The sequence below is a fragment of the Legionella cardiaca genome, assembly GCF_029026145.1.
In the GTDB taxonomy this organism is placed as follows: domain Bacteria; phylum Pseudomonadota; class Gammaproteobacteria; order Legionellales; family Legionellaceae; genus Tatlockia; species Tatlockia cardiaca.
In genome coordinates this window covers 1418890-1432445 of sequence record NZ_CP119078.1, presented here as the reverse complement: position 1 = coordinate 1432445, position 13556 = coordinate 1418890, and the positions used below count along the sequence as shown (strand labels likewise).

Sequence of the window (13556 nt, the reverse complement as noted above, 5' to 3'; positions counted from 1 at the left end):
TCATACTTCGGATGTCGTGCGCAAAGTGAGTACATCGCAAGGCGCATGATGAAGCATTGCATAAGCTGTGCTACCAAGAAATGCTGGTACAGCACTAGGAGCATGGCTTCCTAAAATAATAAGACCACAATCTAGAATTTTTACCTTCTCTAGAATATGCATTTTTAAAGAGCCTATTTCGACATGTTGTTGTTCAGGTGGAATATTAAGAGCCTCTCCTAATAAGCTCATTACCGTCTGGGCATCATCCTTCACAGGATTTACCAACTCAGCAAATCCCAGACTCTGAGCTAATTGAAGACTGGCGGGGGGCTCAATCACATGAAGCAAATGAATTTTGACGTCGAATTTTTTAGCAATTTCAATAGCTTTTTTACAAATATCAAAATGATTTTCGCTCAAATCCGTGGCGTGTAATATTGACTTGTACACGATTCCCTCGCTTAACAACAGTCTTTACGCATAAGTGTAGTTGATCCTAACTTTTCAGCAAGTTTGCCATTCTGATAAAGCTTTCAACTCTGATCCTGTTTGATTATTTAGAAGGTGGTGATTTTTAGAATAAAAAAATAGCAGAAAAAAATTTTCCTATAATTAGTATAAATAACTAAGTATCAAGAATGTCATGGATAGTAAAATATCATCAAATACGGAGAGTCGATGCTTTGAATTATTGTTTAAAAATTCTTTAAAATCAATACCGTTTAATTTTGTTTTAGCATCTATACTTTCCTTTTATTTTTGGTTTAGTGGCGTTTCACTTCGCTGGATTGCCCCCTGGCTTTTGTCAATTTTTATAATTAGTTGTGTTCGATGGTTTTATAGTAAGCAAATACTCAAGAGCAAAAATTATTTGGACAAACAAAGTAAGTGTTCAACAATATTTGTTTTGTTAACTGTTCTAATGGGGGCAATGTGGAGTGTCAGTTATTTTATTTTTTCATTCTACATCAATCAAATAAATGAAATAATCATTATGTTAACTTTAGGTGGAATGGCTGCAGGAGCCTTGGCTTCTCTGTCAGTCTATATGCCAGCTTATTACGCCTATTTACTCCCTATTTTTTTACCTGTCATTATTTACAATTTTTATTCGTTGGAGTGGGAACGATTAATTCTGGGAATAATGTTTATTTTGTTTGTAATCATGCTTATTGTGACTGCAAAAAATACAGCAGAATTACTGCAAGAAACCATCAGTCTTACGATTGAGAAAGATGATTTAATTCTAAGATTAAAAAATTCACATCAAAAACAACAAAAAGCCTTAGAAGCTATTAAAAGACTTTCCATTACTGATTCTTTGACAGGACTCTATAATAGAAGATACTTTGAAATAAAGTTAAAAGATGAGTCCTATCGAGCAAAAAGAAATAAACATTCACTGAATTTAGTTTTCATTGATATAGATAATTTTAAAATTGTTAATGATAGTCTTGGGCATCCCTCTGGAGATAGTTTTTTAAAGCATTTAGCTTGTATTATTAAGCAATCTACTCAAAGAGAAAATGATGCTGCTTTTCGTATAGGAGGCGATGAATTTGCTGCTATTTTTACTGATGCTTCGCTGGATGAAACCATCAAAATTTGTTCAGCTCTTAAAGAACACTTTAACAAAAACAGTCAATTGGATGTAACCATTAGCATAGGGATCCTATGTATACCTCCATCCTCCTCTGAAGATATAGAAAATATTGTTTCAGCAGCAGATAAAACGCTATACAGGGCAAAAAAAGAGGGAAAAAATAAAATTATTTCCGAACGCTTAGAGTAAAAATTCATTGATTTTTTATAAGTGGTTAATCCGGATTTTTAATGTTGATTAATAATTTTTTAAAGGGCTCATTCGAAACAGCTCCTGAGAAAGAATAGCTTAAATCAGTTACCGCGGTTATATAAAATGCAAGAAAGGCGCAAAGAAACACATGCATTAGAAGATTAACTAGCGTGTTCTTTAATAAAAAGACACTCATAATTAGTATGAATAATGCACCAATAAAAATCATCATATACCATGAAGTAGGAATTGCTAAATCCAGCATATTAATTCGATGATTGCGGTCTTCAATTGCTGCATTAAGTGCAGTTAGTGCCTTATCATAATAAAGGATTGCTGCATTATTACTGGGGCGGTATGCAAGTATGGTGTCATAAAGTTGATCAATTGCTTCGGTAGCATTTAAACTTTCCCGCCCCCTTTTCATTGATGGCCATTCATCATTAATGACAAGCGTAAGATAATTAACAAGGTTAACCCTGATTTGTTTGGCGACCTCGGGTGGAAAATCTTTGCTGCTTTCCGTAAGAATATATAGCTTAGTCGTTTCATCTACAACGGTTACCCGCGCATCCTGGTAGTCACTCCAGAGAAGGTAAATGACAAAACCTAAAAAGATACTATAAAAACCACTCACAATGCCGACTAAGAGGCTGCTTCCTCGACGAGTGTCACCTGATTGTGACGATTTTTTAAAATAAAAAGCAATCCCGCTAGTAGTCAAAAAGATTATTACTATTAAGAGAAAAATAATTGGAGGTAGTACGTGATCAACTAGGCTACGCACTTCCATCTCTACTTAATTGAGTTTAGATAAGTTTAGTTTATTTTTGCGAGGAGGGCTTAATTGTTAAACAATAATTATTATTATCAATAAGTTCTGTCAAAAGTGTATTATGGATTTTTAGTGTTTTTGGAGCAATTTCAAGCAAGGGAACAAAAACAAAATCCCTTAAATGAATTCTGGGGTGGGGCAAAGTTAATGATTCTGATTTTAGGGTTAAGGAACCATATAACAAAATATCAATATCCAGTGTTCTACTGCCCCAGCGAATATGACGTACTCGTCCTTGCTCTTTTTCTATTTTTTGACAATTTGAGAGTAATTGCTTTGGGGTTAATAATGTTTGCAAAAGAACCACAGTATTAAAGAATGAAGGTTGCACTTTTCGCCCCCAGGCTTTACTACGATATAGCGTTGCGGTTTTAAGCAAATGAGTATTAGGTAATTGGCGTAAAGCCTCTAGTGCAATTCTCAACTGACGTTCTGGCGATTTTAAATTACTACCAAGAGCTAGATAACATAAATTCATTGAGAGGATGTGGTTGTAGTTTTAGGCTTGCGGCGCTTTCTTTTTTTCTGTGGGAAAGGTTGCGGAGCCAGTGCTTTAACCATACCAGCTTGTTCTGTTTCATCAGCGTCTTGGAAACTAGTCCACCACTGGGCCAGCTCCATAGACTCATCACCAGCCAAAGCGCGTAAAGCAAGAAAATCATAAGCCGCTCGAAACCTTGGATGTTGCAGCAAATTAAAAGCTCGTCCACCCGAACGTTTAGGAAATCGAAATTGCAGCAGCCATATTTCTCTAATCACTTGGCTAAAACGTTTAGGAATAGTAATTACTCGATTTTGCTCAAAAATAACTTGAGACATTGCTTTTTCGAGTGCCGGTAAAGGATCCATATTTTCTTGCTCTTGTAGAAGAACAGCACGAGCCTTTAAAGGAAACCAAAGTAATACTGCAAATAAAAATGCAGGTGTGACTGGTTTATTATCGCGAATACGCGTATCAGTATTCTCCAATGCAATACCAAGCAATGCATTAACGGGGTATTCGCTCGATAATAGAGAGGCTGTTTGCGCAAACAAGTGAGTGAATAAGCCGTGTTGCACCAGGAGACGTTGGACCGCTTCAGCTTCTCCGCATTGATAAAGTTTTGTCATTTCATCAAACAGACGTGAACCGGATACATGCGTTATCAAATGACTTAGCCTTGGCAATGGCTCAGCTGTTTTGGGGGCAAGATCAAAATGCAATTTAGCACTAAAGCGAATAGCACGCAGCATTCGGACAGGATCTTCTTGATAGCGAGTGACTGGATCGCCAATAATACGTAGCAAACGATGGTGGACATCAGCAACTCCACCAGTAAAATCAACAATGGAGGAATCCTCAATATTATAATAAAGGGAATTTACCGTAAAATCTCGGCGCCAGGCATCTTCATCGAGTGTTCCGTATACATTATCGCGAACTAGCATTCCTCTTTCATTTGTAAGCTGATTCGCTTCGATTGTTTCATCTTCAGGAACACTAACACCGCGAAAAGTTGCAACTTCTACGATATCGCGATGAAAAATGATATGAACTAGTTTAAAGCGCCGCCCTATAATACGAGCGTTGCGGAATAATTTTTTGATTTGATTCGGCGTTGCATTGGTTGCAATATCAAAATCTTTTGGTGCTTTACCCAATAGAAGATCACGAACACTACCGCCTACGAGATAAGCTTGAAAGCCAGAGCTATTTAAACGATTCAAGACCTTAAGCGCATTGACACTAATGTCTGTTTTAGAAACATTATGTTGAGTACGGGGTATAATGTAGCTGGCATCAACAGGAGGATGACTAGTCCTGGACTTACGTAACAGCTTTTTGATTAATTTGATTATTGTGGTCACCCTGTAATAGCCTACCTAACGCCGCATAATTATAGCCTAGAATAGAAAAAAAGTGAATCATTTACCTTTGAGTCATTCCAGTAGACAATAGTTACTTTAAAACTATTGCAAAAGCAGTAAAATGGAATTTTTGGATATTATCTTAAGTTTATCGGCATTAACTATCCTGGAAATAGTACTAGGAATAGATAACTTGGTATTTTTGTCAATTTTGACCGAAAAATTGCCTAGAGAACAACGAAAACGCGCCCGTCGTTGGGGATTGACTTTCGCTTGGCTAACTCGGCTGATGCTTTTGGCATCAGCGGTCTGGTTGGTTAAATTAACAAGACCTTTAATAACTTTTTGGGATTTTTCTTTTTCTGGACGAGACTTATTTCTTCTAGCAGGCGGGGCGTTTTTAATAGCCAAGGCAACGCAGGAAATTCATTATGAAGTCGGCGAGGATTCCGTGGAGGAATTGACTTCACCAGCAGGAAAGGCGGTTACTTTCAAAGGTGTAGTAATACAAGTTGCTTTAATGGATATCATCTTCTCACTGGACAGTGTGCTTACAGCAGTGGGGTTAACCAGTCGTTTTTGGGTAATGGCTGCAGCTATTACTTGTGCAATTTTAGTCATGGTATACGCCAGTGAGCCTGTCAGTCGCTTTATAGATAAGCATCCAACAGTAAAGATGTTAGCTCTTAGTTTTTTAATTTTAATTGGTATGGTTCTGGTTGCCGATAGTTTTTCTTTTCACGTGCCTCGTGGTTACGTCTATTTTGCAATGGGCTTTTCTTTAGGTGTAGAAATGCTTAATCTTCTTAGACGTTCTCGCCAGCATAAACGGAAGTCTTCGAAATAAATTATGTTAACAATTAAAGCCTTTCATATTATTGCAATGGTTGCCTGGTTCGCCGGACTTTTTTATTTACCGCGACTTTATGTCTATCATGCACAAACCAGTGACAGTATTAGTCTCGAGCGTTTTAAAATTATGGAGCGAAGACTTTATTATGGCATTACATGGCCGGCTGCTATCATCACCACGACTTTAGGAATAACGCTCGTTCTTTATAACCCTCACTATTATTTAAAAGCAGGATGGATGCATGCAAAGTTAAGTTTGGTATTTCTACTGTGGATTTATCATTTAACTTGCGGTCATTTCAGGAAAAATTTTGCGCTTGGTAAAAATACAAAAACAGATAAATTTTATAGGTTATTCAATGAATTACCTACATTATTTTTAATTGGCATTGTTTTGTTAGTTGTTCTCAAGCCGTTTTGATAATTTTTGGAAGGGGCCCATTAAGGGCCAACCTCAGGATTAATCCATTTCTACCATTTCAAAATCTTCTTTTCCAGCACCACAATCGGGGCAAAACCAGTTTTCGGGAACGTCTTCCCAACGTGTGCCTGGCTCTATTCCATCTTCAGGCCATCCTTCTGCCTCATCATAAATGAAGCCACAAATGACACAAATATAGCGTTTATACTCTTGCATATTGGTTACTCTAGATTTAAAGGGGCTAATTTAGCGATTGCTTTCATCAATGTAAAGTCTGATTCTGCCATAATTTTTGTCACTAGTGGGAAAAATAGAGTAGAATTAGCGTTTATTTTTGGCGATGGAGTAGTCATGACGAATTCACAACAATTATTTGCCCAGGCTCAGACTGTTATTCCAGGTGGTGTTAACTCGCCTGTACGTGCATTCAAAGGAGTAGGGGGGAATCCCATTTTTTTTAAGCAAGGGAAAGGGGCCTATTTAATTGATGTGGATAATAAAAAGTATATTGACTACGTAGGGTCTTGGGGGCCTTTAATTTTAGGCCATTGTGAATCTAAAGTCGTCAATGCTGTCAGTGAAGTTTTACACAGCGGTATGAGCTTTGGGGCTCCCACTGAGCTTGAGGTAAAACTTGCGCAAAAAATTATTAAGATTATGCCAGCCATCGAAAAAATTCGTATGGTGAATTCTGGAACCGAAGCGACCATGACTGCTATACGATTGGCACGTGGTTTTACGAAAAAAAATAAGATTATAAAATTTAACGGCTGCTACCATGGCCACAACGATAGCTTACTCGTTAAAGCAGGCTCTGGACTACTAACCTTAGGGATTCCTTCTACTCCTGGTATTCCAGCAAGTATCACAGAACATACATTAACCGCAGATTTTAATAACCTTGAGCAAACTGCAGCATTATTTGAACAATATCGCGATGATATTGCTGCCATCATCGTTGAACCTGTAGCGGGTAATATGGGTTTTGTGCCTCCTAAACCAGGATTCCTGCAGGGCTTGCGTGAGTTATGTGATATTCATGAAGCTGTTTTAATTTTCGATGAGGTCATGACAGGCTTTCGGGTCGCTCTGGGGGGGGCTCAAGCTTTATTTAATGTTACCCCTGATTTGACAACACTTGGCAAAATCATTGGCGGTGGGATGCCTGTTGGCGCCATAGGCGGGAAATCAGTTATTATGAGTCATTTAGCACCAGAAGGCGCTGTCTATCAAGCTGGTACACTATCAGGAAATCCTTTAGCTATGGCAGCCGGATTGGCTACACTGACTGAAATTGAAAAACCAGGTTTTTATGAAACTCTTGGCCAAAATACCGCTATGATGATCAGCAGTTTAGCCGAAGTTGTTGCATCGTTCAAAATACCATTTTGTTATGATTCACTAGGGGGTATGTTTGGTTTTTGCTTTAATACGAAGAAGCAGGTGTTCGATTACAATGACGTAGCATCTTCAGATGAAGTGTTATTCAAGCAATTCTTTCATGGTATGTTGCAGCAAGGAGTATATTTTGCGCCATCGATGTATGAAGCAGGTTTTGTGTCTAGTGCTCATCAAAAGGAAGAGATTCGTATGACCGTTGCGGCGGCGGAATCAGTATTGGCAAATATTACAAAGGTCAATGTTTAATGAAAAAATATCATGTTTATGGTGTAGGGAATGCATTACTAGATAGAGATGCCCAGGTCAACGACGCGCTTTTACAGACGTTAAATATTGAAAAGGGTGTCATGACATTAACCGATGAAAAAACTCATCAATATTTGATGACTGCCTTAGATGGTTTGTTTTGCCACAGCGGTTGTGGTGGCTCTGCTGCAAATACCATGATTGCACTTAGTCAATTTGGTGGCCATGGTTTTTATAGTTGTAAAGTTGCCGATGATGAAGCAGGGCAATTGTTTATCCAAGAATTGAATGCTTTGGGACTTGATTGCAACTTAAGTTTACAAAATTTAATGCCCGGTATCACAGGACAATGTTTAGTTCTGGTAACTGATGATGCCCAGCGTACTATGAACACCCATTTGGGAATTTCTGAAACGCTGTGTCCTGATGTATTGAATCTAGACGCAATTGCTGCTGCTAAATACCTCTACCTGGAAGGGTATTTAGTGACTTCGCTAACGGCTCGTCGTGCTTTATTAACAGCTAAACGGCATGCAAAAGCAACAAACACCAAGGTAGCATTGACTTTGTCTGATCCTAATATTGTACGTTTCTTTAAAAATGAACTGCTAAGCGTGATAGATGGTCATGTTGATCTTCTTTTTTGCAACGAAGAAGAAGCTTTATTATTCACGGATACACATAGCATAGAAGCGGCTATTGCGTTATTACAACCTTTTGCAAACCATCTTGTTGTTACATGTGGTAGTCAGGGAGCAATTTTAGCAATTGATGGTGAAGTGCTTGCTATCCCCACATTTCCAATTAAAGCGGTAGACACTGTAGGGGCTGGCGATATGTTTGCCGGCGCTTATTTGTATGCTATTACGCATGGCTATGCCCCCCAATTAGCGACTGTATTAGCTAATAGGGCTGCCGCCGAGGTAGTGGGACAATACGGCGCTCGACTACAAGAAAAACAGGTTCTGGCGATTAAGGAAGAATTTATTTCCCATCATTACCAGCATGCGCCTGTAACTGAATCGAAAATAGTTGAAGGGGCGGTTAACTAGCGAAAATAAGTTTTATGGGCGGCTCATAAAACTTATTTGTAACTATAATTCTGTGCTAAAGCCTGGCTATCCAATGCTGTAATAAAGTCTCTAACAGTCCTTGGTTTCTGGCCATTCTCAAACAGCGCATCAGCATGGCCCATTTTGATAAAAGAGCGTAACTCCTTTCCCAAATTACCATTGCGTAGTGTTGATAAATGTTCTGATAAATTCCCTTGTCCATTACCCTTGAGTGCCTCAACTAACGCAGAAACTGCTTCTTCTTTATCACTGTAACTGTGTTGCATGAACGTAAACAGTTTATGACGATATTGTTTCGTCACACAATGACCGTCGATGTTTTCTGTTTCCTGGGTTCGTTTGATTAAATAGTCTTTTAAAATACCCTCTAAAGAAACAGAAGAAATCACACTATTCAGATTGTTAGAAGATTTTTGAACCTCATTCGCTTCTAAGAAATCTGTCTTAGAAAAAAAATCTGATTTACATACTATTTGAAGGTTATTTTTATGCGTCTGTAGCATTTTTTGAATAAGTTCTAAGGAATAGTTATCTGCAAGTGCTGGATTATCTTTCTTAAATTTTTCTAATAACTCGAGTTTCTTATTGCACTGTCCCAGTGGGTCTAACTTTTTGTAACTCTCACAAGCAATACCTAGATTATCTTGCTGAACTCGCTGCATTTCTCGTAATAAAGACATCAGGCTATTATTTATATACCCATTTGCATGAAATTGCCTTTCAAGCATCTGCATTTGATGTTTAAAGTCCTCGTCCATCGCAGACATCAGTTCTTTTTTACTCTTGGAGAGTGGCAGCTGGCTAAGATGATGGCCTTGCTTATTTAATACACTCATAAACGACCCTAGTGGTTCAAAAGATCTTTCACTGGGTGCAAACTCATGGGCTATTTTTTGAAGTTCAAAAGAGACATACGATAAACCATCTCCTTTATCTAATCTTTTTACTGCTGAGTCTACAAGAGTCCGGAGTCTAATGATTTCTGAGGACGGTTTCTGGATAGAGTCAAGGTTGCGTTTAAATTCATATAATGCCTGTAAATAACGTTGTTCTTCTTGCTCCTCAGAACGTGCCTCATTAATTTTCTCCGAGTTAAGACTTCGTAAAAATTTTTGTGGTTGATAGCTAAGATACTCTTCGAAAACAGGCATAGCACTTCTCCAAAATTGGCAGGTATTTCGGAATCTGTCTCACAAAATGACTATATTGGTGAATATTCTCTGTGTAATGCAATTATAGTTGATGTACTACATGGTTCCTGTTAGTTAGCAATTTAAATTATTTTCCTCTATGACCATACCTTGATAAGTCAGTGAAACAATACCGACATACCGTCACAGAACGTTATAAATTTGTTGGTGGCCTATGAGTACGCCTTTATTTTTGGTTGCCTCCTGGCGTTTTTTGTTGGAACAAATATAATATGCTCTTTTTTTGATCTTTGGGGGGATTGTGGATCCAGAAAAACACTTAACAGTGCGATTTTTGCGATTTTTGAAATTTGATGATGCAGCAGATTTATTCGTGCAATCTTTACTTAGTCCTGAGGTAGGTATTTCTCTTCATAGCAAGATAAATACTGCTGTGACTGAACTTGCTGAGTGTATTAACACGCTTCCACAGGATGGTTTTTTTGCTTTTAAGATGGCTGATTTATTTACTGAGATTGCTGACAAACATCAATTACACCAATTAGATTCTGTCTTGGAAAATAACCCATTGGGTACAGTTCGTCATAATTAAATTCGTAATGAATTTTCGGGGTTCTGTGCAAGTTAGACAGAACCTAACTATCTAAACAATGATAGGGCTGATCCATCCATAGCCTTTTGAGTCCATTAAGTATGTAATTTAACTACTATATCTTCAACTTTTTGTGCAATTAAAGCCTCCTCATCCCCTCGAATAACGAATATTGGTTTGCCACTCGCCGAGATATCTCTGCAGGAACTTTCACTGCGGTCAAGATTTTTTTCAAGATCTAATTCAAAATTTAAATGTTTAAGTGAAGCCAGTACTTTCTCACGAATCAATGCAGCATTTTCACCCACACCACCAGTAAAGATAAGGGCATCCAGGGTTGAAATTTGGCTGCTGTAAGCACCTATTATTTTTTGCAATGAATAAACATACATTTCTATAGCAAGCACAGCTGCTTTATCATCCGCTAATGCTCGTTCAATGAGTCTACGCATGTCATTCTCTTGAGCAATGCCTTTAAGGCCACTTTGCTTATTTAACAGATTATCGACTTCCTCGGTAGTCATACCTTGATATTGCAGGTATAAAGGAATTGCTGGATCAATATCGCCACAGCGTGTTCCCATGATAAGTCCGGCAAGAGGAGTCATTCCCATGGACGTATCAAATGATTGGCCTTGTTTGACTAAACAAGCGCTCGCGCCATTGCCTAAATGAAGATTAATAAAATTACATTTTTCTAAAGGTTTATTAAGGTGAGCTGCAGCAACTCTAGCAACATACTCATGATTTATGCCATGAAAACCATAGCGTCTTATCTGATAATTTTTAGCTACATCCATGTTAATTGCATACTGATGAATGTGAGGAGGTATACTGTGATGAAAACCACTATCGAAGACGGCAATATGCACGGCATCGCGAAAATGTTGCTGGGCAAACTGGATACCAAGCGCGTTAATCGGATTATGTATTGGTGCGAGTTGTGATAATTCGCGTATTTTCTCGAGTACTTCCGGGGTTACGATTGTCGGTAAAAAATAGTCATTCCCGCCATGGACAACGCGATGACCTACACCTTCAATGGGATACTTATCAAGCTCTTGCTTAAGTTTGGTGGCTAATGCCGTAAACGCTTCCTCATGATTAAGAAATCGTGACTGAATGGATTCTTTGATTCCTTTAGTATCGTTATGGTGCCACTGACCCTCAATTTCTCCAATGCCTTCAATTAGGCCGAATACTAAAGGTTGAACTTGCTGATTCTCTACTTTAAAAGCTTTGTACTTAATAGAAGAACTGCCGGCATTAAGTGTTAAAACGTTCATAACTTTTCCCCCTGAGCCTGGATAGCAGTAACGAGAATGGTATTAATAATATCTTGAGGAGTACAACCTCTACTGAGATCATTAACAGGTTTATTCAAACCTAATAACACGGGGCCAATTGCCAAGGCACCACTTTCCCGTTGAACCGCTTTATACGTGTTGTTACCTGTATTGAGGTCAGGGAAAATAAGCACATTCGCATCACCTGATAATTTTGAATTAGGAAGTTTTTTGGCAGCAATCTCTGGATCCACAGCTGCATCATATTGTATGGGTCCTTCAACTAATAACTCAGGTTGCATTTGTTTGAGTAACTCCATGGCTTTCGCAACTTTTTCAACACTCTCTCCTTTACCAGAATCTCCTGAAGAATAAGACAACAAGGCAACTTTGGGAGTAATTCCCAGCTTTTGTGCAATTTGTGCAGCTTGAGTGGCAATTTCAGCTAAGGTTTGACTATCAGGTTCTGGATTAATGGCACAATCACCATAAATCAGTACTCGTGAAGGTAAGCACATAATAAAAATGGAAGAAACCTTGTTGACACCGGGCTTTGTTTTTATCGTTTCTAATGCAGGACGAACCGTATCTGCTGTTGTATGAGCTGCTCCAGAAACCATGCCATTTGCATCACCGCAGAAAACCATCATGGCAGCAAAATAATTTAAGTCGGTCATTCGCTCCATGGCTATGGGAAGATTCACATTTTTATGTTTTCTAAGTTCATAGTATTTCTTGGCATAAACTTCTTTTAAGCTAGATTTTTCGACATCGATAATATTAACGTTTGGTAAATCTAAATCCAGACGCTTCGCTAAAAGGTGAATTTTTTCTGGCTTACCCAATAAAGTAATTTTAACAATTCCACGCTTGAGTAAATAATCTGCTGCAATCAATATGCGAGAATCATCTCCTTCCGGAAGAACAATGTGTTGTTGAAATTTCTTCGCTCTATTACTGATGTCATATAAGAAAACAGCTGGACTGAGTCTTGGTAGGTGTGATTTATCACTTAGCAATTTCTGTACTGATTTTGCTAGATAAGGACGAACAGAATCAATCGCTTTACTGACTTTAATTGGATCTGCTTTACTTAAACTAAATTTTGCTGAGAATAAGGCTGTAGCAGTCTCATAAGTTTTAAGTCTGGTTAACAAAACAGGAAAGGGATGCTCAAGACCTGTAAGAATTTCACGGATAATAGGACCTGGCATTTCACCGCCAGTTAAAACAATACCTGCGATTTTTGGATAATAAGCAGATTGGTCTGCTAATAGAGATCCCAGCAGAATATCAATTCTGTCGTCCGGCGTAATAATAAGCATACCATTTCGATCAAGACGGGACTCTAAAAAATTTCCGATGGTTTTTGCTGCAATTGTAAATTGGCGAACAGGGCGATGTAATTCTTTTTCACCGCAAATGATTTCAGCCCGTAATTTAACAGCCACATCACGTACAGAAGGATTTGCCAATTGTTCAAACTCAGGAATAACGGCAATAAACGAGAGATTAGGTAATTGTTTCTGGAATAGCTCAAGCGCTTCACTGTCTTGCAAGCTGATGACACGATTGACAATTACCCCAATAACACGCGCATGACTTTTTTTACTGATTTCAAGAGCATTCTTTAACAACGAAAGCGTGTGTTCCAAGGTTCTATCTTTAGCAGAAACAGTTAAGATTACATCGCAATTTAATTGATAAGCCAGAGTCAGATTAAATTGATACTCAAAAACATCATTATCACTTTCAAAATCGGTTCCTTCAAAATAGGTTAAGGCACAATCACCTGTAGTTTGAGTTGCTTCGAGTACCGAGGAGGCCAAATCCGCGGGTTGGTTGCGCATAAGAGCAATGGCCTGGTTGACACTCATCAACGGTTTTATTGATTCATTAGTTATTGCTTCAAGTAAAGGTATTTGTGATTCATCTGACTCTGAAAAAAGTTTGAAACATCGTAACGATGATTCTTGCTCTTTGAGCAGCGATAAAAAACCTAAAGAAACAAAAGACTTTCCGGGTCGTTTTTCAATCCCTGTTAGGTATATTTTTTTATGCATACAAACCTCTA

The 13556-nt window shown here is 38.3% G+C and carries 14 protein-coding genes; 6 read left to right on the top strand and 8 right to left on the bottom strand.

Annotation, left to right across the window (positions count from 1 at the left end; all coding sequences use genetic code 11):
* Window positions 1–432, bottom strand: a complete 432-nt coding sequence (locus PXX05_RS06195) for a universal stress protein (protein ID WP_275090192.1) — start codon at window positions 430–432, stop codon at window positions 1–3.
* 544 nt (window positions 433–976) lie between these two features.
* Here PXX05_RS06195 and PXX05_RS06190 point away from each other — a divergent pair.
* Window positions 977–1774: a GGDEF domain-containing protein gene (locus tag PXX05_RS06190; RefSeq protein ID WP_275090191.1), complete on the top strand. Its 798-nt coding sequence runs from the start codon at window positions 977–979 to the stop codon at window positions 1772–1774.
* A 25-nt stretch (window positions 1775–1799) separates the two neighbouring features.
* Here the strand turns inward: PXX05_RS06190 and PXX05_RS06185 are convergent, their stop codons facing one another.
* The 3 genes from PXX05_RS06185 to pcnB form a co-directional block, all read right to left on the bottom strand.
* Entirely contained in the window at window positions 1800–2501 is a 702-nt protein-coding gene (locus tag PXX05_RS06185) for a bestrophin-like domain (protein ID WP_275090190.1), read from the bottom strand.
* A 100-nt stretch (window positions 2502–2601) separates the two neighbouring features.
* Window positions 2602–3090: a 2-amino-4-hydroxy-6-hydroxymethyldihydropteridine diphosphokinase gene (gene folK, locus PXX05_RS06180; RefSeq protein WP_275090189.1), complete on the bottom strand. Its 489-nt coding sequence runs from the start codon at window positions 3088–3090 to the stop codon at window positions 2602–2604.
* Complete coding sequence (gene pcnB / locus PXX05_RS06175) at window positions 3087–4430, bottom strand: polynucleotide adenylyltransferase PcnB (protein ID WP_275090472.1); 1344 nt, start codon at window positions 4428–4430, stop codon at window positions 3087–3089. The genes folK and pcnB overlap by 4 nt, the downstream gene beginning before the upstream one ends.
* A gap of 151 nt (window positions 4431–4581) precedes the next feature.
* On the opposite strand from pcnB, the gene PXX05_RS06170 reads away from it, so the two are divergent.
* Window positions 4582–5307: a TerC family protein gene (locus PXX05_RS06170; RefSeq protein WP_275090188.1), complete on the top strand. Its 726-nt coding sequence runs from the start codon at window positions 4582–4584 to the stop codon at window positions 5305–5307.
* A gap of 3 nt (window positions 5308–5310) precedes the next feature.
* Window positions 5311–5733, top strand: a complete 423-nt coding sequence (gene hemJ, locus PXX05_RS06165) for a protoporphyrinogen oxidase HemJ (RefSeq protein WP_275090187.1) — start codon at window positions 5311–5313, stop codon at window positions 5731–5733.
* A 39-nt stretch (window positions 5734–5772) separates the two neighbouring features.
* Here hemJ and PXX05_RS06160 read toward each other — a convergent pair whose 3' ends face one another.
* Complete coding sequence (locus PXX05_RS06160) at window positions 5773–5949, bottom strand: rubredoxin (RefSeq protein ID WP_010947264.1); 177 nt, start codon at window positions 5947–5949, stop codon at window positions 5773–5775.
* Between the two features lie 135 nt (window positions 5950–6084).
* Between PXX05_RS06160 and hemL the strand changes: the two genes are divergently transcribed.
* Entirely contained in the window at window positions 6085–7380 is a 1296-nt protein-coding gene (hemL, locus tag PXX05_RS06155; RefSeq protein ID WP_275090186.1) for a glutamate-1-semialdehyde 2,1-aminomutase, read from the top strand.
* A complete protein-coding gene (locus PXX05_RS06150) occupies window positions 7380–8432 on the top strand; it encodes an adenosine kinase (RefSeq protein ID WP_275090185.1) in 1053 nt (350 codons plus the stop codon). The genes hemL and PXX05_RS06150 overlap by 1 nt, the downstream gene beginning before the upstream one ends.
* Window positions 8433–8464: 32 nt before the next feature.
* On the opposite strand, the gene PXX05_RS06145 is transcribed toward PXX05_RS06150, so the two are convergent.
* Window positions 8465–9604, bottom strand: coding sequence for a hypothetical protein (locus PXX05_RS06145; protein WP_275090184.1), 1140 nt, complete (start codon window positions 9602–9604; stop codon window positions 8465–8467).
* A gap of 301 nt (window positions 9605–9905) precedes the next feature.
* On the opposite strand from PXX05_RS06145, the gene PXX05_RS06140 reads away from it, so the two are divergent.
* Window positions 9906–10196: a hypothetical protein gene (locus PXX05_RS06140; RefSeq protein WP_275090183.1), complete on the top strand. Its 291-nt coding sequence runs from the start codon at window positions 9906–9908 to the stop codon at window positions 10194–10196.
* Between the two features lie 95 nt (window positions 10197–10291).
* Here PXX05_RS06140 and PXX05_RS06135 read toward each other — a convergent pair whose 3' ends face one another.
* Together PXX05_RS06135 and pta are read right to left on the bottom strand one after the other, a co-directional pair.
* Window positions 10292–11482 (bottom strand): acetate/propionate family kinase, encoded by a 1191-nt coding sequence (locus tag PXX05_RS06135; RefSeq protein WP_275090182.1) that lies wholly within the window; start codon window positions 11480–11482, stop codon window positions 10292–10294.
* Window positions 11479–13545 carry a phosphate acetyltransferase gene (gene pta, locus PXX05_RS06130; RefSeq protein WP_275090181.1) on the bottom strand — a complete coding sequence of 689 codons (2067 nt, stop codon included), beginning with the start codon at window positions 13543–13545 and terminating at the stop codon, window positions 11479–11481. The genes PXX05_RS06135 and pta overlap by 4 nt, the downstream gene beginning before the upstream one ends.
* Window positions 13546–13556: the final 11 nt, after the last annotated feature.

What these genes read in the sequence shown, in the direction of transcription:
- PXX05_RS06135 (WP_275090182.1), bottom strand. Translation starts at nt 11,482, where the DNA reads ATGAACGTTTTAACACTTAATGCCGGCAGTTCTTCTATTAAGTACAAA.
- hemL (WP_275090186.1), top strand. Translation starts at nt 6,085, where the DNA reads ATGACGAATTCACAACAATTATTTGCCCAGGCTCAGACTGTTATTCCA.
- folK (WP_275090189.1), bottom strand. Translation starts at nt 3,090, where the DNA reads ATGAATTTATGTTATCTAGCTCTTGGTAGTAATTTAAAATCGCCAGAA.
- PXX05_RS06160 (WP_010947264.1), bottom strand. Translation starts at nt 5,949, where the DNA reads ATGCAAGAGTATAAACGCTATATTTGTGTCATTTGTGGCTTCATTTAT.
- hemJ (WP_275090187.1), top strand. Translation starts at nt 5,311, where the DNA reads ATGTTAACAATTAAAGCCTTTCATATTATTGCAATGGTTGCCTGGTTC.
- PXX05_RS06190 (WP_275090191.1), top strand. Translation starts at nt 977, where the DNA reads ATGTTAACTTTAGGTGGAATGGCTGCAGGAGCCTTGGCTTCTCTGTCA.
- PXX05_RS06170 (WP_275090188.1), top strand. Translation starts at nt 4,582, where the DNA reads ATGGAATTTTTGGATATTATCTTAAGTTTATCGGCATTAACTATCCTG.
- pta (WP_275090181.1), bottom strand. Translation starts at nt 13,545, where the DNA reads ATGCATAAAAAAATATACCTAACAGGGATTGAAAAACGACCCGGAAAG.
- PXX05_RS06150 (WP_275090185.1), top strand. Translation starts at nt 7,380, where the DNA reads ATGAAAAAATATCATGTTTATGGTGTAGGGAATGCATTACTAGATAGA.
- PXX05_RS06145 (WP_275090184.1), bottom strand. Translation starts at nt 9,604, where the DNA reads ATGCCTGTTTTCGAAGAGTATCTTAGCTATCAACCACAAAAATTTTTA.